Annotated in this window: 24 protein-coding genes and 2 tRNA genes; 8 read left to right on the plus strand and 18 right to left on the minus strand. The window is 52.8% G+C overall.

The window, feature by feature from the left end:
* Window positions 1-54: 54 nt before the first annotated feature.
* The 4 genes from infB to C7387_RS14490 form a co-directional block, all read right to left on the minus strand.
* Complete coding sequence (infB, locus tag C7387_RS14475; protein ID WP_006818135.1) at window positions 55-2,745, minus strand: translation initiation factor IF-2; 2,691 nt, start codon at window positions 2,743-2,745, stop codon at window positions 55-57.
* Window positions 2,746-2,769: 24 nt separating this feature from the next.
* Complete coding sequence (gene nusA, locus C7387_RS14480; RefSeq protein WP_006818134.1) at window positions 2,770-4,257, minus strand: transcription termination factor NusA; 1,488 nt, start codon at window positions 4,255-4,257, stop codon at window positions 2,770-2,772.
* 27 nt (window positions 4,258-4,284) lie between these two features.
* Window positions 4,285-4,737: a ribosome maturation factor RimP gene (rimP, locus tag C7387_RS14485; protein WP_038255984.1), complete on the minus strand. Its 453-nt coding sequence runs from the start codon at window positions 4,735-4,737 to the stop codon at window positions 4,285-4,287.
* 206 nt (window positions 4,738-4,943) lie between these two features.
* Window positions 4,944-5,020 (minus strand) — tRNA-Met (locus C7387_RS14490).
* A gap of 329 nt (window positions 5,021-5,349) precedes the next feature.
* On the opposite strand from C7387_RS14490, the gene argG reads away from it, so the two are divergent.
* The 4 genes from argG (at window position 5,350) to C7387_RS14510 (ending at window position 9,337) form a co-directional block, all read left to right on the plus strand.
* Window positions 5,350-6,696 (plus strand): argininosuccinate synthase, encoded by a 1,347-nt coding sequence (gene argG / locus C7387_RS14495; RefSeq protein WP_120816952.1) that lies wholly within the window; start codon window positions 5,350-5,352, stop codon window positions 6,694-6,696.
* A 180-nt stretch (window positions 6,697-6,876) separates the two neighbouring features.
* Complete coding sequence (locus C7387_RS14500; protein ID WP_038255986.1) at window positions 6,877-7,506, plus strand: winged helix-turn-helix transcriptional regulator; 630 nt, start codon at window positions 6,877-6,879, stop codon at window positions 7,504-7,506.
* A 145-nt stretch (window positions 7,507-7,651) separates the two neighbouring features.
* Window positions 7,652-8,695 (plus strand): porin OmpA, encoded by a 1,044-nt coding sequence (gene ompA, locus C7387_RS14505; RefSeq protein WP_120816953.1) that lies wholly within the window; start codon window positions 7,652-7,654, stop codon window positions 8,693-8,695.
* Window positions 8,696-8,785: 90 nt separating this feature from the next.
* Complete coding sequence (locus tag C7387_RS14510) at window positions 8,786-9,337, plus strand: YfaZ family outer membrane protein (RefSeq protein ID WP_038255990.1); 552 nt, start codon at window positions 8,786-8,788, stop codon at window positions 9,335-9,337.
* A gap of 43 nt (window positions 9,338-9,380) precedes the next feature.
* Here the strand turns inward: C7387_RS14510 and C7387_RS14515 are convergent, their stop codons facing one another.
* The 7 genes from C7387_RS14515 to rlmE form a co-directional block, all read right to left on the minus strand.
* Entirely contained in the window at window positions 9,381-9,743 is a 363-nt protein-coding gene (locus tag C7387_RS14515) for a hypothetical protein (protein WP_134436747.1), read from the minus strand.
* Window positions 9,744-9,953: 210 nt separating this feature from the next.
* Window positions 9,954-10,040 (minus strand) — tRNA-Leu (locus C7387_RS14520).
* Window positions 10,041-10,052: 12 nt separating this feature from the next.
* A complete protein-coding gene (gene secG / locus C7387_RS14525) occupies window positions 10,053-10,385 on the minus strand; it encodes a preprotein translocase subunit SecG (RefSeq protein WP_006818126.1) in 333 nt (110 codons plus the stop codon).
* A 229-nt stretch (window positions 10,386-10,614) separates the two neighbouring features.
* Window positions 10,615-11,952: a phosphoglucosamine mutase gene (gene glmM / locus C7387_RS14530; RefSeq protein WP_006818125.1), complete on the minus strand. Its 1,338-nt coding sequence runs from the start codon at window positions 11,950-11,952 to the stop codon at window positions 10,615-10,617.
* A complete protein-coding gene (gene folP / locus C7387_RS14535) occupies window positions 11,945-12,793 on the minus strand; it encodes a dihydropteroate synthase (protein ID WP_038255993.1) in 849 nt (282 codons plus the stop codon). The genes glmM and folP overlap by 8 nt, the downstream gene beginning before the upstream one ends.
* Window positions 12,794-12,891: 98 nt before the next feature.
* Window positions 12,892-14,826: an ATP-dependent zinc metalloprotease FtsH gene (ftsH, locus tag C7387_RS14540; protein ID WP_006818123.1), complete on the minus strand. Its 1,935-nt coding sequence runs from the start codon at window positions 14,824-14,826 to the stop codon at window positions 12,892-12,894.
* Between the two features lie 102 nt (window positions 14,827-14,928).
* Window positions 14,929-15,555 (minus strand): 23S rRNA (uridine(2552)-2'-O)-methyltransferase RlmE, encoded by a 627-nt coding sequence (rlmE, locus tag C7387_RS14545; protein WP_006818122.1) that lies wholly within the window; start codon window positions 15,553-15,555, stop codon window positions 14,929-14,931.
* Window positions 15,556-15,677: 122 nt separating this feature from the next.
* On the opposite strand from rlmE, the gene yhbY reads away from it, so the two are divergent.
* Window positions 15,678-15,971: a ribosome assembly RNA-binding protein YhbY gene (gene yhbY / locus C7387_RS14550; RefSeq protein WP_038256110.1), complete on the plus strand. Its 294-nt coding sequence runs from the start codon at window positions 15,678-15,680 to the stop codon at window positions 15,969-15,971.
* A gap of 152 nt (window positions 15,972-16,123) precedes the next feature.
* Here the strand turns inward: yhbY and greA are convergent, their stop codons facing one another.
* Entirely contained in the window at window positions 16,124-16,600 is a 477-nt protein-coding gene (gene greA, locus C7387_RS14555; RefSeq protein WP_006818120.1) for a transcription elongation factor GreA, read from the minus strand.
* Window positions 16,601-16,848: 248 nt separating this feature from the next.
* On the opposite strand from greA, the gene dacB reads away from it, so the two are divergent.
* A complete protein-coding gene (gene dacB, locus C7387_RS14560) occupies window positions 16,849-18,282 on the plus strand; it encodes a serine-type D-Ala-D-Ala carboxypeptidase (RefSeq protein WP_038255995.1) in 1,434 nt (477 codons plus the stop codon).
* 32 nt (window positions 18,283-18,314) lie between these two features.
* Here dacB and cgtA read toward each other — a convergent pair whose 3' ends face one another.
* The 4 genes from cgtA to rplU form a co-directional block, all read right to left on the minus strand.
* A complete protein-coding gene (gene cgtA / locus C7387_RS14565; RefSeq protein WP_006818118.1) occupies window positions 18,315-19,487 on the minus strand; it encodes an Obg family GTPase CgtA in 1,173 nt (390 codons plus the stop codon).
* A gap of 15 nt (window positions 19,488-19,502) precedes the next feature.
* Window positions 19,503-20,468, minus strand: a complete 966-nt coding sequence (locus tag C7387_RS14570) for a DMT family transporter (RefSeq protein ID WP_006818117.1) — start codon at window positions 20,466-20,468, stop codon at window positions 19,503-19,505.
* Between the two features lie 91 nt (window positions 20,469-20,559).
* Window positions 20,560-20,817 (minus strand): 50S ribosomal protein L27, encoded by a 258-nt coding sequence (rpmA, locus tag C7387_RS14575; RefSeq protein ID WP_006818116.1) that lies wholly within the window; start codon window positions 20,815-20,817, stop codon window positions 20,560-20,562.
* A 19-nt stretch (window positions 20,818-20,836) separates the two neighbouring features.
* Window positions 20,837-21,148, minus strand: coding sequence for a 50S ribosomal protein L21 (gene rplU, locus C7387_RS14580; RefSeq protein WP_003025032.1), 312 nt, complete (start codon window positions 21,146-21,148; stop codon window positions 20,837-20,839).
* Between the two features lie 256 nt (window positions 21,149-21,404).
* On the opposite strand from rplU, the gene ispB reads away from it, so the two are divergent.
* Window positions 21,405-22,376, plus strand: a complete 972-nt coding sequence (gene ispB, locus C7387_RS14585; RefSeq protein WP_038256002.1) for an octaprenyl diphosphate synthase — start codon at window positions 21,405-21,407, stop codon at window positions 22,374-22,376.
* A 201-nt stretch (window positions 22,377-22,577) separates the two neighbouring features.
* On the plus strand, window positions 22,578-22,847 hold the full coding sequence (gene sfsB, locus C7387_RS14590; RefSeq protein WP_006818114.1) for a DNA-binding transcriptional regulator SfsB: 270 nt from the start codon (window positions 22,578-22,580) through the stop codon (window positions 22,845-22,847).
* 59 nt (window positions 22,848-22,906) lie between these two features.
* Here sfsB and murA read toward each other — a convergent pair whose 3' ends face one another.
* On the minus strand, window positions 22,907-24,166 hold the full coding sequence (murA, locus tag C7387_RS14595; RefSeq protein ID WP_006818113.1) for a UDP-N-acetylglucosamine 1-carboxyvinyltransferase: 1,260 nt from the start codon (window positions 24,164-24,166) through the stop codon (window positions 22,907-22,909).
* 52 nt (window positions 24,167-24,218) lie between these two features.
* Complete coding sequence (gene ibaG, locus C7387_RS14600; protein ID WP_038256112.1) at window positions 24,219-24,473, minus strand: BolA family iron metabolism protein IbaG; 255 nt, start codon at window positions 24,471-24,473, stop codon at window positions 24,219-24,221.
* Window positions 24,474-24,486: the final 13 nt, after the last annotated feature.

A 24,486-nucleotide genomic window follows, 5' to 3' on the forward strand; every position in this document is an offset into this window, starting at 1 on the left:
CCTTTTAAAATTAACTGCCGGGGGCGCGAGGCGATCCCGGCTTACCATCAGCAATTACGCAATAGTACGCTGGATCTCGATGATTTCGAATACTTCGATCATATCGCCAACGCGAACGTCGTTGTAGTTCTTAACACCGATACCACATTCCATGCCGTTACGGACTTCGTTAACGTCATCTTTGAAGCGGCGCAGGGATTCCAGCTCGCCTTCATAGATAACCACGTTGTCGCGCAGTACGCGGATCGGGTTGTGGCGTTTAATGAGACCTTCGGTAACCATACAGCCCGCGATCGCACCGAATTTCGGTGATTTGAACACGTCACGAACTTCAGCCAGACCAATGATCTGCTGTTTCAGTTCCGGAGACAGCATGCCGCTCATTGCCGCTTTAACTTCGTCGATCAGGTTATAGATGACGGAGTAGTAACGCAGATCCAGGCTTTCAGCATCGATAACTTTACGCGCAGAAGCATCAGCACGTACGTTGAAGCCAACCAGGATAGCGTTGGAAGCTGCTGCCAGGGTTGCGTCGGTTTCGGTGATACCACCTACGCCAGAACCGATGATCTTCACTTTAACTTCGTCGGTAGACAGTTTCAGCAAGGAGTCGGAAATCGCTTCGACAGAACCCTGAACGTCAGCTTTCAGAACGACGTTCACTTCGTGAACTTCGCCTTCGGTCATGTTGGCGAACATGTTCTCGAGTTTAGATTTCTGCTGACGAGCCAGCTTAACTTCACGGAATTTGCCCTGACGATACAGTGCAACTTCACGCGCTTTCTTCTCGTCACGAACCACGGTCACTTCATCACCCGCAGCCGGAACACCGGACAGACCGAGGATTTCAACCGGAATAGACGGACCCGCTTCCAGCACTTCCTGACCCAGTTCGTTACGCATTGCACGAACGCGGCCGTATTCGAAGCCACACAGAACGATGTCGCCTTTGTTCAGCGTACCTTCGCGAACCAGAACGGTTGCCACCGGACCACGACCTTTATCCAGGAAGGATTCGATGACTGCACCGCTTGCCATACCTTTGCGAACCGCTTTCAGCTCCAGAACTTCAGCCTGCAGCAGGATAGCGTTCAGCAGGTCATCAATACCGGTACCTGCTTTTGCAGATACTGGGATGAACTGCGCTTCGCCGCCCCACTCTTCCGGCATAACGCCGTACTGAGACAGTTCGTTTTTAACGCGATCCAGGTCAGCTTCCGGTTTATCGATTTTGTTGACTGCAACTACCAGAGGCACCTGCGCCGCTTTCGCGTGCTGGATTGCTTCAATGGTCTGCGGCATCACGCCATCGTCAGCCGCGACAACCAGAACCACGATATCCGTCGCCTGAGCACCACGAGCACGCATAGAGGTAAACGCGGCGTGGCCCGGGGTATCCAGGAAGGTGATCATGCCGTTATCGGTTTCTACGTGGTAAGCACCGATGTGCTGGGTAATACCACCCGCTTCACCGGAGGCCACCTTCGTGGAACGAATGTAGTCAAGCAGAGAGGTTTTACCGTGGTCAACGTGACCCATGATGGTCACAACCGGTGCACGCGGTTCAGCCGCAGCGCCAGTATCACGGTCGCTCATTACGGCTTCTTCCAGCTCGTTCTCACGACGCAGGATAACCTTGTGACCCATCTCTTCTGCAACCAGCTGTGCCGTTTCCTGGTCGATAACCTGGTTGATGGTCGCCATTGCGCCCAGCTTCATCATCGCTTTGATGACCTGAGAGCCTTTAACCGCCATCTTGTTGGCCAGATCGCCAACGGTGATGGTTTCGCCGATCACAACGTCACGGTTAACGGCCTGAGCCGGCTTCTGGAAGCCCTGCTGCAGAGCGGAACCTTTACGCTTACCACCTTTACCGCCGCGAACCGCTGCACGAGCTTCTTCACGGTCAGCTTTGGATTCAGCGTGCTTGTTGCCTTTCTTCTGAGGACGAGCCGCTTTTGATGCTGTGCGAGCACGACCACGACCACCTTCAACTTCACGGTCGTTTTCATCTTCAGCCTGGCGAGCATGCTGGGAAGTGGTAACGTGATAATCGCTCTTATCTTCTTCCACTTTTTCCTGCTCAGCCCAGGCACCCGCATTCTCTTCGGCCATACGGCGAGCTTCTTCCGCTACGCGAGCTGCTTCAGCTTCAAGCTTGCGACGCGCTTCTTCTTCTGACTTACGCTTCAGCTCAGCAGCTTCGTTTTCACGGCGAGCTTTTTCAGTCAGGGCGGCTTTGGTTTTTTCGTCGATTTGTTGATTGCTCACTTTGTCTTTTTCCGCTGCTTCACGTTTAGCCTTGTCGGCGGCGTCACGCTTCGCTTGTTCTGCGGCCTCACGTTCAGCTTTAAGTTGCGCCTCGCGCTTAGCAGTTTCTTCTGCTTCACGACGGGCTTTTTCTTCCGCTTCACGCTGCGCTTCTTCTTCTGCCGCGAGACGCTCAGCTTCTTGCGGATCACGTTTCACAAAGGTGCGTGTTTTGCGGACTTCGATCTGTACCGATTTACTTTTACCACCGGTACCCTGAACGCTCAACGTGCTGCGCGTTTTACGCTGCAACGTCAGTTTGTCAGGTGCTGAACCGTGTTCACGGTTCAGGTGTGCTAACAGGGTTTGTTTCTCTTGCGCGGTCACAGAGTCATCAGCCTTCTTCGGGATGCCTGCATCAGCAAATTGCTGTACCAGGCGGTCCACTGAGGTCTGAATCTCTGCGGCCAGCGATTTTACGGTTACATCTGTCATGCTGTTCCTTCCTGCTACAGTTTATTACGCTTCGTCGCCGAACCAGCAAATGTTGCGTGCGGCCATGATGAGTTCACCCGCTTTCTCGTCGGTCATCCCTTCGATATCAGACAGGTCATCAACGCCTTGTTCAGCGAGATCTTCCAGCGTACAAACACCACGGGCAGCCAGTTTGAAGGCCATTGCACGATCCAGACCTTCAAGGTTCAGCAGATCGTCAGCCGGTTTCTTATCACCGAGGCTTTCTTCCTGGGCCAGCGCCAGAGTAGTCAGTGCGTTTTTCGCACGTTCACGGAGAGCTTCTACGGTCTGTTCGTCCAGGCCGTCAATTTCCAGCAGCTCTTTGATTGGCACATAGGCCAGTTCTTCCAGCGTGGAGAAGCCTTCTTCTACCAGCACTGTTGCGAAATCTTCATCAATATCAAGATATTTGGTGAAGGTATCGATAGCAGCGTGCGCTTCTGCCTGATGCTTCGCCTGCAGGTCGTCAACGGTCATCACGTTGAGTTCCCAGCCGCTCAGCTGCGATGCCAGACGCACGTTCTGACCGTTACGGCCGATAGCCTGCGCCAGGTTGCCCGCTTCAACAGCGATGTCCATGGTGTGTTTGTCTTCGTCAACGACGATAGACGCCACATCCGCCGGAGCCATAGCGTTGATAACGAACTGCGCCGGATTGTCGTCCCACAGTACGATATCGATACGCTCGCCGCCCAGTTCGGTAGAAACCGCCTGAACACGAGCACCGCGCATACCAACGCAAGCACCGACCGGATCGATACGCTTGTCGTTAGTTTTTACCGCGATTTTCGCACGGGAGCCAGGATCGCGAGCAGCCGCTTTAATCTCGATAACTTCTTCGCCGATTTCCGGCACTTCGATGCGGAACAGTTCGATCAGCATCTCAGGTTTTGAACGGGTCACGAACAGCTGCGCACCGCGCGCTTCAGGACGTACCGAGTACAGTACGCCGCGAATGCGGTCGCCCGGACGGAAGTTTTCACGCGGCAGCATGTCTTCACGCAGGATAACGGCTTCAGCGTTGCTACCGAGATCCAGGGAAATGTTGTCACGGTTCACTTTCTTCACCACGCCGGTGATGATTTCACCTTCGTGCTCACGGAACTGATCGACCACCATCGCGCGCTCAGCTTCACGTACTTTCTGTACGATAACCTGTTTTGCGGTCTGGGTAGTGATACGGTCGAAAGTGACGGATTCGATCTGATCTTCAACGTACTCACCCACGTTCAGGCTTTCGTCTTCGTAGCGTGCTGCTTCGAGGGTGATTTCTTTCGTCGGCTGGGTCACTTCTTCAACGATAACCCAACGGCGGAAGGTGTCGAAGTCGCCGCTTTTGCGATCGATCTCTACGCGAACGTCAATTTCCTGTTCGTATTTTTTCTTTGTTGCCGTTGCCAGTGCACTCTCCAGCGCTTCGAAAATTTTCTCACGCGGCAGCGCTTTCTCGTTGGAAACGGCTTCAACAACAGCCAAAATTTCTTTGTTCATCGGGGCCTTTCACCTCAATCCAGACTGTTAAAAGTGGGGAACCAGGTTCGCCTTCTGGATGTTACTCAGCGCGAACACTTCATCTTTGCCTTCGACAGTTACTGTTATCATTTCACCGTCAACCGCTTTAATGATGCCCTGCCATTTGCGACGGTTCTGTACCGCCATACGCAGGACCAGTGTGGCCTCTTCACCCAGGAAACGCGTGTAGTGTTCCGCGGTGAACAGAGGACGGTCGAGACCTGGAGAAGACACTTCCAGGTTGTAGGCAACAGTAATGGGATCTTCGACGTCCATTACCGCGCTGACCTGGTGACTGACATCAGCACAATCATCAACGTTGATGCCATTTTCACTATCTATATAGATACGCAGCGTCGAAGTGCGGCTGCGAACAAATTCGATGCCGACCAGCTCGAAACCCAAAGCTTCAACCGGTGCAGTGAGCATCTCAGTTAATTTTTGCTCTAATGTGGACAAACCCACCCCCAAGACATAAAAAAAGGGCGTAAAGCCCAGTTATTCTGTAGTCAGATAACAAAAAACCCCGATAAATCGGGGCTTTAGATAACTGAACCCTATAACCGCTGACGCGGTCTGGAACATTTTCCAGGAGATTTCTTTCAAATCCAGCTACGAAGCCCTATGTCTTCACAGTATATTTGAAAAAAATCTCAATGGGAAAATGGTTGCGGGGGCCGGATTTGAACCGACGACCTTCGGGTTATGAGCCCGACGAGCTACCAGGCTGCTCCACCCCGCGCCTGAAACGTGGCATATTTTACTCATCTTGAGTAAAAAGTGCAAATACTGCTGGGATTTGGTACCGAGGACGGGACGTTAAATCGGCTTGCAGTATATTGAAAAATGCCCCCTGGTGTCAACCTTATCCGCGCGGCTTTTTTCCGCATAGATCCGCTATGCTTATGCAGATACATTTTTGCGGTCAGGAAGAAAATCTCAAGAAAAATTCGGGAACCCCTTCCTGTTCCACATAAAAAATGATTAAATGAAAACTCACTAAAATTGCATAAACATGCAATTACGAATTCATAATGATTCCATCATAGTCTGGCGAGCAGGGTTTTACTTATGACGACGATTCTCAAGCATCTTCCAACAGGCCAACGCGTTGGCATCGCTTTCTCCGGTGGGCTGGACACCAGTGCTGCGCTGCTGTGGATGCGCAAAAAAGGCGCGGTTCCCTATGCCTATACCGCTAATCTGGGGCAACCCGACGAAGATGACTATGACGCTATTCCACACCGTGCGATGGAATATGGCGCTGAGAACGCCCGCTTAATCGACTGCCGCAAACAGCTGGTCGCCGAAGGTATTGCCGCCATTCAGTGTGGCGCATTCCATAACACCACCGGCGGTCTGACCTACTTCAACACCACTCCTCTGGGCCGTGCCGTGACGGGTACCATGCTCGTTGCCGCGATGAAAGAAGACGGCGTGAACATCTGGGGCGACGGTAGCACCTATAAAGGCAACGACATTGAGCGCTTCTACCGCTATGGTCTGCTGACCAACGCCGAGCTGCAGATTTACAAACCGTGGCTCGATACCGACTTCATCGACGAGCTCGGTGGTCGTCTGGAAATGTCTGAGTTTATGATTGCCTGCGGTTTCGACTACAAAATGTCGGTTGAGAAAGCCTACTCGACCGACTCCAACATGCTGGGTGCCACCCACGAAGCCAAAGACCTGGAGTTTCTCAACTCCAGCGTGAAAATCGTGAACCCGATTATGGGCGTGAAGTTCTGGGATGAGAATGTCAAAATCGCCGCAGAAGAAGTCACCATCCGCTTTGAGCAGGGGCATCCGGTCGCGCTGAACGGCAAAACCTTCAGCGATGACGTACAGCTGATGCTGGAAGCTAACCGCATCGGTGGTCGTCACGGTCTGGGCATGAGCGACCAGATTGAGAACCGTATCATTGAAGCGAAAAGCCGTGGTATTTACGAAGCGCCGGGGATGGCGCTGCTGCACATCGCCTACGAGCGTCTACTGACCGGTATCCACAACGAAGATACCATTGAGCAGTACCACGCCCACGGTCGCCAGCTGGGTCGTCTGCTGTATCAGGGTCGCTGGTTCGATCCTCAGGCACTGATGCTGCGTGATTCACTGCAGCGTTGGGTGGCAAGCGCCATCACCGGCGAAGTCACGCTTGAGCTGCGTCGCGGTAACGACTATTCCATTCTGAATACCGTCTCTGATAACCTGACCTACCAGGCCGAACGTCTGACCATGGAGAAAGGCGACTCCGTGTTCTCACCGGACGATCGTATTGGCCAGTTGACCATGCGTAACCTCGATATCATCGACACGCGGGCAAAACTGTTTGGTTACAGCCAGACCGGCCTGCTCTCGACCTCAGCCGGCAATGGCCTGCCGCAGGTTGAGAATCTGGAACACAGCGACAAGAAATAAGCGGGTCGTACTCCGCCCAGGGCTGATACGTGAAAGCGTGTCAGCCTTGTGCATTTTTAAACAACAAAAAGTTTGCGACCTCACGGAACGTAACTAAAATGTTATGCTTGCCATTTTCACGCGGGTAATTCGGTCTATAATTTTTCATCAACTGACTTTCATTTATTTCATGAGGCATTCATGCAAATCTGTCCTCCAACCAGACCCGAGCAGGCTATCTCTCGTCTGATTAACACACTTTTGCCGCATGCGACACCCATGAATATTCCTTCTCGTAAGCGAATTACATGGAAACAGAAAGAAGAGGCAAATTTATATATTTTCCTTGAGGGTGAGCTCTCTATTCTTCGCACCTCTGATAATCTGGTGTTGGTCACCGTCTACGAACCCCATCTGTTTGGTGTCGCGGAAATGTTTCAACCTTTACGCAGCCACGCACTACGTCCGGAAGTGAAATCGACGATATTACGTATTGAGGCCAGCAAGGCCAAAGCTATCTTTCGTGAAGAGAACCTTTGGGAGGACGTGACAGCACTACTCTCCTATCACACGGCGTATATGGGATACCGTGACGATCTGGTACTCCAACAGCGCACCTACTCGGTGATACGTAATCATCTACTGGAAATGATCCTCCTGCCGGAAGAGACACGTATGCGGGTTTCTATTCTGGAATATATACAAGATCGCACACATTTATCCCGCAGCAGTGTCCTGAATGTATTATCCGCACTAAAGAAAGGGGAATATATTGATTTTATCCGCGGCGGATATTTACGTAGCATTAAGTTATTACCTGAAAAGTTTTGACATATTATTAAATGCGCATGGATGCCATTTAAATTTAAACAAAACAATGATTACCCTCTCACATATTTAGCTTTATCGTAGCGGCCTGAAATAATTACATTTTCATTCTTTGACCATCCCACATTATGGTCCAACAGGATTCGCTATGAAAAAAACACTCGTTGCATTACTCGTCTTAAATTCCTGCGCGGTTTCTACCGCTTTCGCTGCTGCTGACGCCGGCACCTGGTACGGCGGTGCTAAACTGGGCTGGTCGCATTATTTCGACGCCAGCGGTAACGGCAACTTCAACGATTCTCTGCAGGGTGCCTCCGACTTTAATACCGACAGCGACAACGTTGGCGGCGGTGTATTCGGCGGCTACCAGATCAACAACTGGCTGGCGGTTGAAGGTGGCTATGACTACCTCGGCAATATGCAGGTGAACGGTAATAACGGTGTAAACGGCGGCAAAATGAAGAGCCAGGGCCTGCAGCTGTCAATGAAAGCCAGCTACGCCATTAATGACGCCTGGGACATCTACGGTCGTGCGGGTGCCATGGGCTACCGTGCTGAATCTGATGTTGCCGGTCACAACAACTTCGAAACCGGTGTACGTCCTCTGGCTGCGGTAGGTACCGAGTATGCGTTCACCCCAGCTCTGGCCGGTCGCCTGGAATACCAGTGGGTCAGCAATGTAGGTAACTCCAATCAGATTGGCATCAGCGCTGACTCCAGCACCGTAACCGCTGGCATCGTTTACCGCTTCGGTCAGAACGAGGAAACGCCAGTGGTTGCCCCGGCACCGACTCCGGCGCCGGTTGTCGCTGAAACTAAAACCTTCAACCTGAAATCTGACGTCATGTTTGCCTACGACTCAGCAACGCTGACGCAGGAAGGCAAAATGGCCGTTGCCCAGCTGTACCAGTCCCCAGAACTGCAGGCAGCAAAAGACAAATCCACGATGGTTATTGGTTACAGCGACCGTACCGGTTCCGCAGCCTACAACCAGCAACTCTCCGCTGAACGTGCACAGGCCGTCGCCGAAGCGCTTATCGAGCAGGGTATGCCGGCAAATAACATCAGCACCGAAGGCCGTGGCGCCACTGAATCCGTTACCGGAACCCAGTGCGACAGCCTGACCGGCAGCGCGCTGAAAAGCTGCCTGGCACCGGACCGTCGCGTCGTTATCAATATCACAGGTCAGTAAGACGCCCTGCTTCGCGTAGGCATGCTTACGCATTTGGTTTTTGTTTGCCCGATTGTCAGTCGGGCTTTTTTATATCTGCGAGAAACAATGATGACAAATTCTGCTCTGAAAACCGGTATTCTGGCGATCGCCATGATCGCATCAACCAGCGCTTTCGCTGACGTTAATCTTCATGGCGAGGCCGGTGATAACTACACGAACCTGTCGGCCACCTTTGGCGGCTCCGAGCCGGGATTCACGTTCACCGGCAACTGGGCGCATAGTGATAACGACGGCGATGTCGCGGGTTTGGGTATGGGTTATAACTTCCTGCTGGGATCGATTATGGTCAACTTTGGCGGTAAGGCGATGTACCTGAACCCAAACAAAGGTAATGAAGGTTATGCCGTCGCATTGGGCGGTGGGGCAACCATCCCGCTTGGCGATCGTTTCGCGCTGTTCGGTGATTACTACTACTCACCGGACTCTCTGTCGAGTGGTGTAAAAGACTACACCGAAGCCGGCGCTGGCGCGCGTTTCCAGATCACCAAATCATTCAACGTGGAAGCGGGTTATCGTTATATCGATATGGAAGGGAAAGATGGTCACCAGGACAACGTGCTGGCCGATGGGGCCTATGCGGGGATGAACTTCAGCTTCTGACCATCATAAACCATGACCGGCCGCCCTGGCCGGTCTGGATGTATCACGATTTAAGCGTCAGCGGTTTTAACACCTGGCTTATCTTCTCAAGCCCAGGCTGATTACTTTCCTTCAAATAATGATCGTTCATCGCGGCAAGCTCATCGAGTTTGGTCAGCGCGGCGTACACGCTCTGCACTTCACTATTTCTCGCGTCCAGCACATCTTCCGGCCTGATATTCTGCAGATACTCAGTTTTAAGATCCTGCCTCAGGGTATTAATGCGCTGCGAGTTGTCGCGGTGACGGCCCTTCAGGCTGCTGTTTGCCTCTCCTGTCGGTGATGACACACTCTGGTTCACCACTGGTATCGACAACGATTTAATATCGTTGACCGTTTCCTGAGACTGGCTGCTACACCCTGCCAAAAAAAGGGCTCCTGATAACATCAACATTTGGTAATAACGCACGACCGGATCCTGCTTCAGCATAAAAAATATTCGGTAGCGAACATTATCTGTTTTGCCAGAGGTGGAGCCAGTACAGGTTTGTTTATTAATAAATGCCGGAATGGGATCGTTAAGGGGAAAATACAGACGAAAAAAAAGACGTCTTTCGACGTCTTTCTTCTGGAATATTGGTACCGAGGATGGGACTCGAACCCACAAGCCCGTTAGGGCACTACCACCTCAAGGTAGCGTGTCTACCAATTCCACCACCTCGGTACGACTTATAACTTAGTGCGGGATATCGCTGCTCGGCTGGGCCGGAGCTGCTGGCTGAGTCTGCTCGGTTTTCGCCGGTGCGCTCAGTGATTCCCACTCGCTTCCTTTGTTGGTCTTGTTGGTATTCAGGTTACCCAGAACCAGACTGATGATGAAGAACAGCGTCGCCAGTACTGCAGTCATACGGGTCATAAAGTTGCCTGAACCGCTGGAACCAAACAGTGTAGCGGAAGCACCTGCTCCGAAGGAGGCTCCCATATCAGCGCCTTTACCTTGCTGCAGCATGATCAGACCTACCAGGCCAACCGCTACAATAAGGAAAACTACTAAAAGAGCTTCGTACATAATCAACCTGTTCCTTGCGGGGATACCGCATGCCAATTGCTTCGACCAATAAAGCGGGACGTTTTAACGTTTCCCACTGAAGCGGGTGTGAATACTAACCAAAGCGAATAACCTTCGCAAGGGCAATTTCATCGCATTGTATCAAGTGCGGAAAAAAACAGCAAAAAGCACATCTTTGCTCATTAAAAAGGCGACTTACGCCGCCTTTTTAAGCACATAGCGCGGGGTGTTACACCGCTTTTACTGCATCAGCAATACGATGGGCAAACTCGCTGACCTGCGCTTCATCTTCGCCTTCCACCATCACGCGAATCAACGGCTCGGTGCCGGATTTACGCAGCAGTACACGGCCACGGCCAGCCAGCGCCGCTTCAACATCTGCCGTCACCTGTTTCACGGTTTCGTTTTCCAGCGGGTTCGCTGAGCCTGCGGTGTAACGTACATTCACCAGCAGCTGTGGGAACATTTTCATCCCGCTACACAGATCGTGCAGAGTCATGTGGTTACGCACCATCGCCGCCACCACCTGCAGGCTCGCCACGATACCGTCACCGGTCGTGGTCTGATCCAGCAGAATCACATGGCCGGAGTTTTCCGCGCCAATGCGCCAGCCTTTTTCCTGCAGCATTTCCAGCACGTAGCGGTCGCCCACTTTCGCACGGGCAAACGGAATACCCAGCTGCTTCAGCGCCAGCTCAAGGCCCATGTTGCTCATCAACGTGCCGACGGCTCCGCCGCGCAGCTGGCCCTGACGCAACCCTTCACGGGCAATGATATAGAGGATCTGGTCGCCATCGACCTTGTTACCCTGATGGTCAACCATGATGACGCGATCGCCGTCGCCATCATAAGCAATACCGAGGTCGGCTTTCTCAGCCACCACGCGCGCCTGCAGGGCACGTACATCGGTAGCCCCCACTTCTTCGTTAATGTTCAACCCATCCGGCTCGCAGCCCATGGTGATAACTTTCGCGCCCAGTTCGCGGAAAACGCTCGGCGCAATGTGGTAGGTCGCACCGTTTGCGCAGTCCACCACCACCTTAAGCGAAGCCAGGCTCAGCTCATTCGGGAAGGTCGCCTTACAGAATTCGATGTAACGTCCGGCGGCATCCACGATGCGACTGGCTTTACCCAGCTCGGCGGAATCAACACAGGTAATCTCTTTTTCGAGTTCAGCTTCGATAGCTTCTTCCACTTCATCCGGCAGTTTGGTGCCATCGATAGAGAAGAACTTGATGCCGTTGTCGTAATACGGGTTATGGGAAGCAGAAATAACGATCCCTGCTTCGGCACGGAAGGTGCGTGTCAGGTAAGCCACCGCCGGAGTCGGCATCGGGCCGGTGAAGGAGGCAGAAAGCCCCGCCGCCGCCAGGCCTGCTTCCAGTGCAGATTCCAGCATATAGCCAGAGATACGGGTGTCCTTACCGATAATCACCTTACGTGAGCCATGACGTGCCAGCACCTTCCCTGCCGCCCAGCCGAGCTTCAGAACAAAATCAGGTGTAATAGGCGCATCACCAACGCGACCACGGATCCCATCGGTACCAAAATATTTACGGTTACTCATAACGTTTATTTTCCCTTGCTGACAGCGTCGCTTCGACCACGCGCATCGCCTCTACCGTTTCTTTTACATCATGGACGCGAATGATTTGCGCACCCTGCATGGCGGCAATAACCGCGCAAGCCAGGCTGCCACTCAGACGTTCCGAAGGCCCTACGTTAAGCAGTTGCCCCACCATGGATTTACGCGACATCCCCACGAGCAACGGCAGATCAAAGTGGTGAAACTCGGACAGTCGTGCGAGCAATGCGTAATTGTGGGAGAGATTTTTACCGAAACCAAAGCCCGGGTCGAGCAACAATTTTTCTTTTGCGATACCGGCACGTTTACAGCGTTCGATCTGCTCAATAAAAAAGCGATTCACGTCGGCGTATACGTCATCGTAATGCGGCGCTTCCTGCATCGTTTTGGGCTGCCCTTGCATATGCATCAGACACACCGGTAAGCCGGTCTGTGCAGCAGCTTCGAGCGCGCCTGGTTCGCTCAGCGAGCGAATATCATTGATGATGTGCGCCCCCACGCGTGCCGATTCGCGGATAACTTCGGGTTTTGAGGTATCTACCGAAATCCAGACTTCAAAACGCTGGGCAATAGCTTCTACCACCGGAATAACCCGCTCAAGCTCCTCTTCTACGCTGACATCCGCCGCACCTGGGCGAGTGGACTCGCCGCCGATATCAACAATGGTTGCCCCGGCATTAATCATCAGGTTGGCGTGTTTTACCGCTTCAACCAGCGTGTTGTGCGTGCCGCCATCGGAGAACGAATCAGGAGTTACGTTGAGGATCCCCATCACATGAGGAAAATTGAGGTCGAGCGTGGTGCCCTGAGCGGTCAGCTTCATCGTCTTATCCATGCTTTTTTATGATTACTGGAATGAGAAAACCCCGGAGCAAGCCCCAGGGTTTTTGATAAGAAACGCAGTCATCAACAGCAGATAACTTATTTGTCACCCAACTGTTCTGACATGGTGTTGCCCGGCGTTGGCGTACGCGGTTCATCAACCGGACGTGGCGCACGCGGGGTGCCATTGTTGTCAGAATTGTTCGGCGTATTTGGATCTTCCCACCCTGCCGGAGCACGCACTTCGCGACGCGCCATCAGGTCATCGATCTGCGGAGCATCGATGGTCTCATATTTCATGAGCGCATCTTTCATCGAGTGCAGAATATCCATGTTATCGTTCAGGATCTGACGGGCGCGATTGTAGTTACGCTCAATCAGCGCTTTCACTTCCTGGTCGATGATACGAGCCGTTTCGTCAGACATGTGCTTCGCTTTCGCCACGCTACGTCCGAGGAACACTTCGCCTTCTTCTTCCGCATACAGCAGCGGACCGAGTTTGTCAGAGAAGCCCCACTGAGTGACCATGTTACGTGCCAGGTTAGTCGCGACTTTAATGTCGTTAGACGCACCGGTCGAAACGTGTTCCACACCGTAGATAATCTCTTCTGCCAGACGACCGCCGTACAGGGTGGAGATCTGACTTTCAAGCTTCTGACGACTGGCGCTGATAGCATCGCCTTCCGGCAGGAAGAAGGTCACACCCAGCGCGCGACCGCGCGGGATAATCGTCACTTTATGCACCGGATCGTGCTCCGGTACCAGACGACCAATAATCGCGTGACCCGCTTCGTGGTACGCCGTAGACTCTTTCTGCGCTTCCGTCATCACCATGGAGCGACGTTCCGCACCCATCATGATTTTGTCTTTCGCTTTTTCAAACTCAACCATCGACACAACGCGCTTGTTACCACGAGCGGCAAACAGCGCAGCTTCGTTGACGAGGTTTGCCAGATCCGCACCGGAGAAACCAGGAGTACCACGGGCAATGATTGCCGCATCGATATCCGGCGCCAGCGGTACACGGCGCATATGCACTTTCAGGATCTGCTCACGACCGCGAACGTCCGGCAGACCAACAACAACCTGACGGTCGAAACGACCTGGACGCAGCAGCGCAGGGTCCAGTACGTCAGGACGGTTAGTTGCCGCGATAACGATGATACCTTCGTTACCTTCAAAGCCGTCCATCTCAACCAGCATCTGGTTCAGTGTCTGCTCACGTTCATCGTGACCACCGCCAAGCCCAGCACCACGCTGACGACCCACGGCATCGATTTCATCGATGAAGATAATGCAAGGTGCCGCCTTCTTAGCCTGTTCGAACATGTCACGCACACGAGATGCACCAACACCAACGAACATTTCAACGAAGTCAGAACCTGAAATGGTGAAGAAAGGCACTTTCGCTTCGCCAGCAATCGCCTTCGCCAGCAGCGTTTTACCGGTACCTGGCGGGCCCACCATCAGGACACCTTTAGGAATTTTACCGCCCAGCTTCTGGAAACGGCTCGGCTCGCGCAGGTATTCAACCAGTTCCGCCACCTCTTCTTTCGCTTCGTCGCAACCGGCAACGTCAGCAAAGGTGGTTTTGATCTGATCTTCCGTCAGCATGCGGGCTTTGCTCTTGCCGAAGGACATCGCCCCCTTGCCGCCTCCGCCCTGCATTTGGCGCATGAAGAAGATCCAGACACCGATCAGCAGCAGCATCGGGAACCAGGAAATGAAGATAGAAGCCAGCAGGCTTGGTTCTTCCGGCGGTTCACCAACAACTTTGACGTTTTTGGTCAGCAGGTTATCAAGCAGCTTAGGATCGTTAACCGGAATGTAAGTCGTGTAACGGTTACTATCTTTCTTGGTAACGTTGATCTCACGTCCGTTGATACGCGCTTCGCGAACCTGGTCATTATTGACCTCTTGCAGGAAGGTTGAGTAATCCACCTTACGGCCGTTCGACTCGCTGGGCCCAAAGCTCTGGAATACTGACATCAGCACAACGGCAATGACCAGCCAGAGTATTAGGTTTTTCGCCATGTCACTCAAGGGATTAACCTCTTATTACAACTGTGTTAAAAACAGCGTCAGGATACTATATATCCAGTTTCTTTCAAAATTTCGCCTGAAATCCACCGTCTATCATTTTCGCCCGGTCGCTACAATGTACACTTCACGCGAACGTGCGCGGGAAGAGTCCGGCTTACGAACCTTCACTTTCGTAAACAGGGAGCGAATTTCCTTAAGATACTCCTCGAAACCTTCGCCCTGGAACACTTTGACTACAAAACTACCACCTGGCGCCAGTACATCTCGACACATTTCGAGCGCCAGTTCCACCAAATACATGGCTCGCGGAATATCAACCGCCGGTGTTCCACACATGTTTGGTGCCATATCTGACATGACTACCTGTACCTTACTGTCACCAACACGCTCAAGTAACGCCTTCAGCACTAATTCATCACGAAAATCGCCCTGAAGGAAGTCCACACCGACGATTGGATCCATTGGTAAAAGATCGCAAGCAATGATGCGACCCGCCCCACCGATTTGTGTCACAGCATACTGTGACCATCCTCCGGGAGCTGCACCGAGATCGACGATGGTCATTCCCGGCTTAAAAAGTTTGTCACTTTGCTGTATTTCATCAAGTTTAAACCAGGCACGGGAACGTAACCCCTTTTTCTGTGCCTGTTGAACATATTTATCGCTAAAGTGTTCCTGGAGCCAGCGGCTCGAGCTGGCAGAACGCTTTTTACCTGTCATTTAACTTTCCATCCGGGTTCATCATATACACCGACGTAAATTTCGACGCGGTAGTTTGGCGATATTAGGGAGATGGCGGTAGAATGTACCGTTTTCAATCCCAACGTAAGCAAAAATATACGATGAATCTGAGTACTAAACAAAAACAGCACCTCAAAGGTCTGGCACATCCGCTCAAGCCTGTTGTTATGCTTGGCAATAATGGTTTGACCGAAGGGGTACTGGCCGAGATTGAACAAGCGCTGGACCATCACGAACTGATCAAGGTGAAAATCGCCTCGGAAGACCGCGACACCAAAAACCTGATCGTTGAAGCTATCGTTCGTGAGACCGGTGCCTGTAACGTACAGGTCATCGGTAAAACGCTGGTTCTGTATCGTCCAACTAAAGAGCGCAAAATCTCGCTGCCACGCTAAGGATATCCTAAAGTCGAACACAACATTGTGTAAAACGAGGGGTTTCCGCAAGCAGACGAGCAAAATGCCATGCTCTTTACGTTGATAAAAGGCCGCTATGCGGCCTTTTTCTTATCTTTACAAACTGTCAACAAATGTGACGAAGGCCAAAATCAAAGGTATTCCACTTTGATGATTTCGTACTCCACTTCACCACCTGGCGTGCGGATAACGACAACGTCGTCCTGCTCTTTACCAATCAGCCCACGGGCGATAGGTGAGTTCACAGATATCAGGTTTTGCTTGAAGTCAGCCTCATCGTCACCAACGATGCGATAGGTCTGCTCCTCATCGTTATCCAGATTCAGCACGGTGACGCTGGAACCAAACACCACACGACCGTTATTGGGCATTTTACTGATATCGATAACCTGCGCATTCGACAGTTTCGCTTCAATATCTTTGATGCGTCCTTCACAGAAGCCCTGCTGTTCACGGGCGGCATGATATTCCGCGTTTTCTTTCAGGTCGCCGTGTTCACGTGCATCAGCGATGGCCGCAATAATTTCAGGACGGCGAACGGATTTCAGGAACTCCAGTTCTTCGCGCAGTTTATCAGCACCGCGTAAGGTCATCGGAATAGCTTGCATTTGTTATACCTCTTCATCATTCCTTCGGGGAGCGGCTACTGACCGCTCCGGAGCCTCTTCCTGGCACAGATCGGTGGCTGGCAGGATAAGAGCAAAAGAAAACTGACCCGGAAGCATTGTCCCAGGTCAGCAGCAATTTTTTAATTTGATGCGTATTTTACCCCGAAGTTCACTATGGGTCATCGTTTACTTTTCAGGGCGATGCGCCGTAGTATGACGGCTTGATTCCAGGTTGTTAGCGCGAGATTATGCGATTCTCCAGATTTATCATCGGATTGACCACCAGTATAGCGTTCAGTGTCCAGGCGGCGAATGTTGAGGATTACCTTAGTCAACTTCCCGCAGGTGCCAATCTTGCGCTCATGGTCCAGAAAGTAGGTTCTCCTACGCCACAAATTGACTATCACGGTCAACAGATGGCGCTGCCCGCAAGTACCCAGAAAGTTATCACTGCGCTGGCGGCCCTGCTGCAGCTCGGCCCTGATTTCCGCTTTACCACCACGCTGGAAAGCAAAGGCAACGTTCAGGGCGGTGTATTGAAAGGCGATCTTATCGCCCGTTTCGGCGGCGATCCGACCTTAAAGCGCCAGGATCTGCGCAATATGGTCGCCACCCTGAAAAAATCCGGGGTCGAGAAAATCGAAGGCAACCTGCTTATCGATACCTCCGTCTTTGCCAGCCATGATAAAGCCCCAGGCTGGCCGTGGAACGATTTAACCCAGTGCTTCAGTGCTCCACCGGCGGCGGCCATCGTTGACCGCAACTGCTTCTCCATTTCCCTATACAGCGGTCAGAAGCCTGGCGATCTGGCGTTTATTCGCGTGGCGTCATACTACCCGGTTACCATGTTCAGCCAGGTGCGCACGTTGCAACGTGGCTCAGGTGAGGCACAGTATTGCGAACTGGACGTCGTGCCGGGCGATTTAAACCGCTACACCCTGACTGGGTGCCTGCCGCAGCGCGCAGAGCCTCTGCCGCTGGCATTTGCCATTCAGGACGGCGCGGCCTACGCCGGGGCGATCCTCAAAGACGAGCTTAAGCAGGCAGGCATTACCTACAGCGGCACGCTTCTGCGCCAGACTCAGGTCAATGACCCGGGCACAGTGATTGCCAGCAAGCAATCCGCCCCGCTTCACGATCTGCTGAAGATCATGCTGAAGAAATCCGACAACATGATTGCCGATACCGTCTTTCGTACCATTGGCCATGCCCGCTTTGGTGTTCCGGGAACATGGCGTGCGGGTTCTGATGCGGTACGCCAGATCCTTCGTCAGCAGGCTGGGGTTGATTTCGGAAACACCATCATCGCCGATGGTTCCGGGCTTTCACGTCACAATCTGATTGCGCCAGCCACCATGATGCAGGTGCTGCAGTACATTGCGCAGCACGATAACGAGCTGAACTTTATCTCAATGCTGCCGCTGGCAGGCTACGACGGCTCTCTGCAGTATCGTGCGGGTCTGCACCAGGCTGGGGTGGATGGTAAGGTCTCGGCAAAAACCGGTTCGCTGCAGGGTGTTTACAACCTCGCTGGTTTTATCACCACCGCCAGCGGCCAGCGTATGGCCTTTGTGCAGTACCTTTCAGGCTATGCGGTAGAGCCGGCCGATCAGAAAAACCGCCGAATTCCACTGGTTCGCTTCGAAAGTCGTCTGTACAAAGATATTTACCAGAATAACTAAGTAAAAAGGCTCCCATCGGGAGCCTTTTTTGATTAACGCTTGTAGATAAATTCGACGCCTTCTTCGTCGTCCTCATCCCAGTCGTCATCCCAGTCTTCATCGTCTTCGACTTCAACTTCTTCAAGCTGTTCGCGATGATAGTCTTCCCACATAAACTCGACTTTCTGCGCGACTTTCTCTTCTTCCGTCTGAACAATCGGATTTTCGATGATAAAGGTCATCACATCCCAGCACAGGTCCTTCACACCCACCTGGCTCGCCGCAGAGATAAGATAGAACTTATCTTCCCAGCCCAGCGCCTGCGCGATAGCTTTCGCTTTCTCTTCAGCAGCCGCTTTGTCCATCAGGTCAATTTTGTTGAAGACCAGCCAGCGTGGCTTCTCTGCCAGTTTCTCGCTGTATTTTTCCAGCTCGCCAATAATAATGCGGGCGTTCTCAACCGGATCGGAACCGTCGATAGGATCGATATCGATGAGGTGCAGCAGAACGCGGCAACGCTCAAGATGCTTCAGGAAGCGGATACCGAGGCCTGCCCCTTCCGCAGCGCCTTCAATCAGTCCTGGAATATCGGCAACCACAAAGCTCTTCTCGTTGTCCATACGGACGACGCCAAGGCTTGGAACCAGCGTGGTAAACGGATAGTCAGCGACTTTCGGCTTCGCCGCAGAAACGGCGCGAATGAAGGTAGATTTACCGGCATTCGGCATCCCCAGCATCCCAACGTCTGCCAGCAGCATCAGCTCCAGCTGCAGGTCACGTTTATCACCCGGCGTACCCATAGTCTTCTGACGCGGGGTACGGTTAACGGAGGATTTAAAACGGCTGTTGCCGAGGCCATGCCAGCCACCCTTAGCCACCATCAGGCGCTGACCGTGTTTGGTCATGTCGCCCATCACTTCGCCGGTGCCCTGGTCAATGACGCGGGTACCAACAGGAACTTTCACGCTTACGTCTTTCCCGCGCTTGCCGGTACAGTCACGGCTCTGGCCGTTCTGTCCACGCTCGGCACGGAAAGATTTTTCGAAACGGTAGTCGATAAGGGTGTTCAGGTTTTCGTCGGCTTCTAACCAGACGTCACCGCCATCACCGCCGTCACCGCCGTCCGGCCCCCCTTTCGGGATATACTTTTCGCGGCGGAAGCTGACGCAACCATTACCGCCATCGCCTGCGACCACAAGGATCGTTGCTTCATCAACAAACTTCATTTTACTCTCCGTAAATCATTCGCCTGAGCGAGGTACCGGCATACCTGCTTCACGCTTGCGTAAGCCGCCCCAAAGACGATGACCAATGGCGGAATACATCGCGCCCGCAACCACGACAAACGCACCGAGGTAACCTAAAAGGTTTAACATCGGTCTGGCGAAGAAATCGGGCCAGGCCAGGGATAATAAATCCGAAAATAACAGGGTAAACAGCGGTGTCAGGGTGATTAACGCACTCACCTGCGCCGCCTGCCAGCGCGCCATGGCTTCCGCCAGCGCACCGTACCCCACAAGGGTATTCAGCCCGCAAAAAATCAGGCAGGCCAATTGCCAGTCGCTCAGTTCAAAAATTTTGCCTGGAGCGGCCAGCGGCAATAATGCAATTGTACATAAAGTGTACAGCAAAAAGAGGATCTGCTGTGATGCAAGACGACGCAATAACACCTTTTGCGCGACACCGTAGCTGACCCATACCGTCGCGGCAGATACACCAAAAATAACGCCCCAGGTGTAATCCGTCAGACGGGTAAAAATCTCTACCAGACTGGTATTGAAAAACATCACCAGGCCGCAGAGCAGCATAATGGCGCCAATAATCTGCGTGCCGCGCATTTTCTCTTTCAGCACCACGACGCTTGCCACCATCATACCTACCGGTGACAGCTGCCCAATCACCTGGGATGCCGTCGGGCTGAGGTACTGCAACGATGAGCTAAACAGAATAAAGTTTCCGAAAAGCCCCCCGGTTGCAATAGCCAGCAGCGCCAGCCAGCGCGGGTTACGAAAGATGCGCAGCGGCGGAAGCCTGCCCTTGATAGCCAGAATGGCGCCAAGACCAAGACTTGCCATCAGGAAGCGATAGAACACCACCGTTGGCGGCTCCATCACCTCAAGCACCTGCTTCATAGCAATGGGTAATGCACCCCAGCACACCGCTGTGGTGAGCGCCAGGATAATACCAATGCCTGCCTGCTGCTTCATGCCCGTTTCCTGCAGAAATTTACCGGACTTCTAATGTAAAAAGCCCCGCAACGAGTTGCGGGGCTCTAATCCGTTTCAGGACGCGAAAAACTTATTCAGCTTCGATGCTGATGAACTTACGGTTTTTCGGGCCTTTAACTTCGAACTTAACTTTACCGTCAGTCAAAGCGAACAGAGTATGGTCACGACCGCAACCAACGTTGGTACCTGCGTGGAACTTGGTGCCACGCTGACGAACGATGATGCTACCTGCCAGAACTGCTTCACCGCCGAAACGTTTTACGCCCAGGCGTTTTGCTTCTGAATCGCGACCGTTACGAGTGGAGCCGCCAGCCTTTTTATGTGCCATTTAAATCTCTCCTCAGGTCTTAGGCGCTGATGCCAGTAATTTTCACGTCAGTGAACCACTGACGGTGGCCCTGCTGCTTACGGTAGTGTTTACGACGACGAAACTTAACGATTTTAACTTTCTCGCCACGACCGTGAGCAACAACTTCAGCTTTGATTACGCCGCCATCAACGAAAGGAACGCCGATTTTGACTTCTTCACCGTTTGCGATCATCAGAACTTCAGCGAATTCAACAGATTCGCCAGTTGCGATGTCCAGCTTTTCCAGGCGAACGGTCTGACCTTCGCTTACTCGGTGTTGTTTACCACCACTTTGGAAAACCGCGTACATATAAACTCCGCTTCCGCGCACGTCATCGAGTGATTCTGAGTGCGCTATAAATATTCACAATAGGGCGCGAATATTACGCAAAACGCGCGGCTTTGACAAGAGCGATCATCGATTGATGCAGAAAAAAAACACAACGCACACGGCGACGTTTATCTGGCGCGTTTTTTCAGTACAATTGCGGCTACAATTCTAATACAAACTCTCTGCTATCTCTTTTGGATAGATGGAAAACAGGACATTAAGCCCGGCTTTTGCGATGAATCTAGAAAAAATCAATGAGTTAACCGCGCAAGACATGGCGGGAGTCAACGCAACCATCCTCGAGCAGCTCAACTCTGATGTGCAGTTGATCAACCAACTGGGGTATTACATCGTCAGCGGCGGTGGTAAACGCATTCGCCCGATGATTGCTGTGCTGGCAGCGCGAGCGGTGGGTTATGAAGGCAATGCGCATGTCACAATTGCCGCCCTAATCGAGTTTATCCACACCGCTACCCTGCTTCACGACGATGTGGTGGATGAATCGGATATGCGCCGCGGTAAAGCGACGGCTAACGCAGCGTTTGGTAATGCCGCAAGCGTGCTGGTTGGTGATTTCATCTACACGCGCGCGTTTCAGATGATGACCCGCCTTGGCTCGCTCAGAGTGCTTGATGTCATGTCTGAAGCAGTAAACGTCATTGCCGAAGGCGAAGTGCTGCAGTTGATGAACGTGAACGATCCGGACATCACTGAAGAAAACTATATGCGCGTTATCTACAGTAAAACCGCACGCCTGTTTGAAGCCGCGTCTCAATGCTCCGGTATCCTGGCAGACTGTACGCCTGAACAGGAACAAGGGCTTCAGGACTATGGCCGCTATCTTGGCACAGCTTTCCAGCTGATTGACGATTTACTCGATTACAGCGCAGACGGTCAGACCCTTGGCAAGAACGTGGGTGACGACCTGAACGAAGGCAAACCTACGCTGCCGCTGCTGCACGCGATGCGTAACGGTACCGCTGAGCAATCTGCCATGATTCGCGAAGCGATTGAACAGGGTAACGGCCGCCATTTGCTGGAGCCGGTTCTTGAAACCATGGCGGCGTGCGGTTCGCTGGAATGGACCCGTATGCGTGCCGAGCAGGAAGCTGATAAAGCAATTGCTGCCCTGCATTCCATTCCGGAATCTCCGTGGCGTGAAGCCCTCGTGGCGCTGGCACACATCGCCGTACAGCGCGACCATTAATCCCCTCTCTCTCCCGCGCAAATGCGCGGGAAAGTTCCATAAAAACAGTATTCATTTTCCCGTATTTACCTGTTTCCTTGATATTTTCTGAATATGCATTCTATTTAGTCGAACTTTTTAGAACCACAGGCTTTCCGGGGTTATAGTAAGTTCGTCGTGAAGTCTGGCGACGCTCTGAAATGTCACTGACAGGGAGAAAGCATGGAAAAGTTCATTGACTGGCATCCGGCCGATATCATTTCCGGATTACGTAAGAAAGGCACGTCGATGGCGGCGGAGTCACGAAAAAACGGACTCAGTTCTTCGACACTGGCGAATGCGCTAACCCGCCCATGGCCGAAAGGCGAGCTTATTATCGCGAACGCACTCGGCACCGACCCGTGGGTCATCTGGCCATCGCGCTATCACGATCCTGTTACCCATGAGTTTATCGACAGAACGCGTCTGATGCGTCAACGTAAGAAGCTGTAAAGCAGGCAGAAGCACCCCCCGTGCCAGACTGGCAGGGGGCTGCATCAGAGAGGCAGGCGTTATTCGCCTTTCACACGTTCGATGTTAGCACCCAACGCGCGCAGTTTATCTTCGATACGCTCATAGCCGCGATCGATATGATAAATACGGTCAACCAGGGTCGCCCCTTCCGCAATACAACCCGCCAGCACCAGGCTTGCAGAAGCACGCAGATCGGTCGCCATCACCTGGGCACCAGACAGTTTTTCCACCCCGTGGCAAATCGCCGTATTGCTTTCGATTTCCGCGTGCGCACCCATACGAATCAGCTCTGGGATGTGCATGAAGCGGTTTTCGAAGATAGTTTCCGTGATAACACCGGTACCTTCAGCGACCAGGTTCAGCAACGTAAACTGAGCCTGCATGTCAGTCGGGAAGCCCGGGTGCGGTGCAGTACGCACGTTAACCGCTTTCGGACGCTTACCATGCATGTCGAGGCTAATCCAGTCTTCACCGGTTTCAATTTCAGCACCCGCGTCGCGCAGCTTCGCCAGCACCGCATCCAGCGTATCCGGCTGGGCGTTACGGCAGAGAATTTTACCGCCAGAGATGGCCGCCGCGACCAGGAAGGTCCCGGTTTCGATACGGTCAGGCAGAACACGGTATACGCCGCCACCCAGACGTTCTACGCCTTCAATGGTGATGCGATCGGAACCCTGGCCGGTGATTTTCGCACCGAGGGTGTTGAGGAAGTTAGCCGTATCAACGATTTCCGGCTCACGCGCGGCGTTTTCGATGATGGTGGTACCTTCCGCAAGGGTTGCGGCACTCATGATGGTGACGGTCGCGCCAACGCTGACCTTGTCCATCACGATATGGGCGCCTTTCAGACGACCATCAACCGAAGCCTTCACATAGCCTTCTTCCAGCTTGATCTCAGCGCCCAGCTGTTCCAGGCCGGTGATGTGCAGGTCGACCGGACGTGCACCAATTGCACAACCGCCAGGCAGAGAAACCTGCCCCTGACCAAAGCGCGCCACAAGCGGGCCCAGCGCCCAGATAGAGGCACGCATGGTTTTGACCAGTTCGTAAGGCGCACAGTAAACGTCTACCGGGCCGGCATCAATCCATACGGAGCCATTACGTTCAACTTTTGTGCCCAGCTGGCTCAGCAGTTTCATCGTGGTATCGATGTCTTTGAGCTTCGGTACGTTCTGGATCTCTACCGGCTCTTCTGCCAACAGGGCTGCAAAAAGGATCGGCAGCGCGGCGTTTTTGGCACCTGAGATGGTGACCTCGCCCTGGAGCCGCGTCGGCCCCTGCACACGAAATTTATCCATTAATTCTGGTCTCTTTTAAAATTCATACTTGCCGGGACGGTCTCGTCCCGACTCAAAAGCCGTTTAGCTTGCGATCACGTTCCCACTCTTGCGGTGTATACGCTTTGATCGACAAGGCATGGATGCGGTTGTCGGCGATGTACTCCATCAAAGGAGCATAGACCGATTGCTGTTTCTTGACGCGGCTCATGCCGTCAAACAATTCACCCACAGCAATAACCTGAAAGTGACTGCCATCGCCAGAAACGTGGACTTCCTTAAGGGAGAGTGCGTTCATCAGCACTGTCTGAATTTCATGATTTTCCATGGGTTCAAATTTC

The sequence above is a fragment of the Yokenella regensburgei genome (genome assembly GCF_003634235.1).
Taxonomy (GTDB): Bacteria; Pseudomonadota; Gammaproteobacteria; order Enterobacterales; family Enterobacteriaceae; genus Yokenella; species Yokenella regensburgei.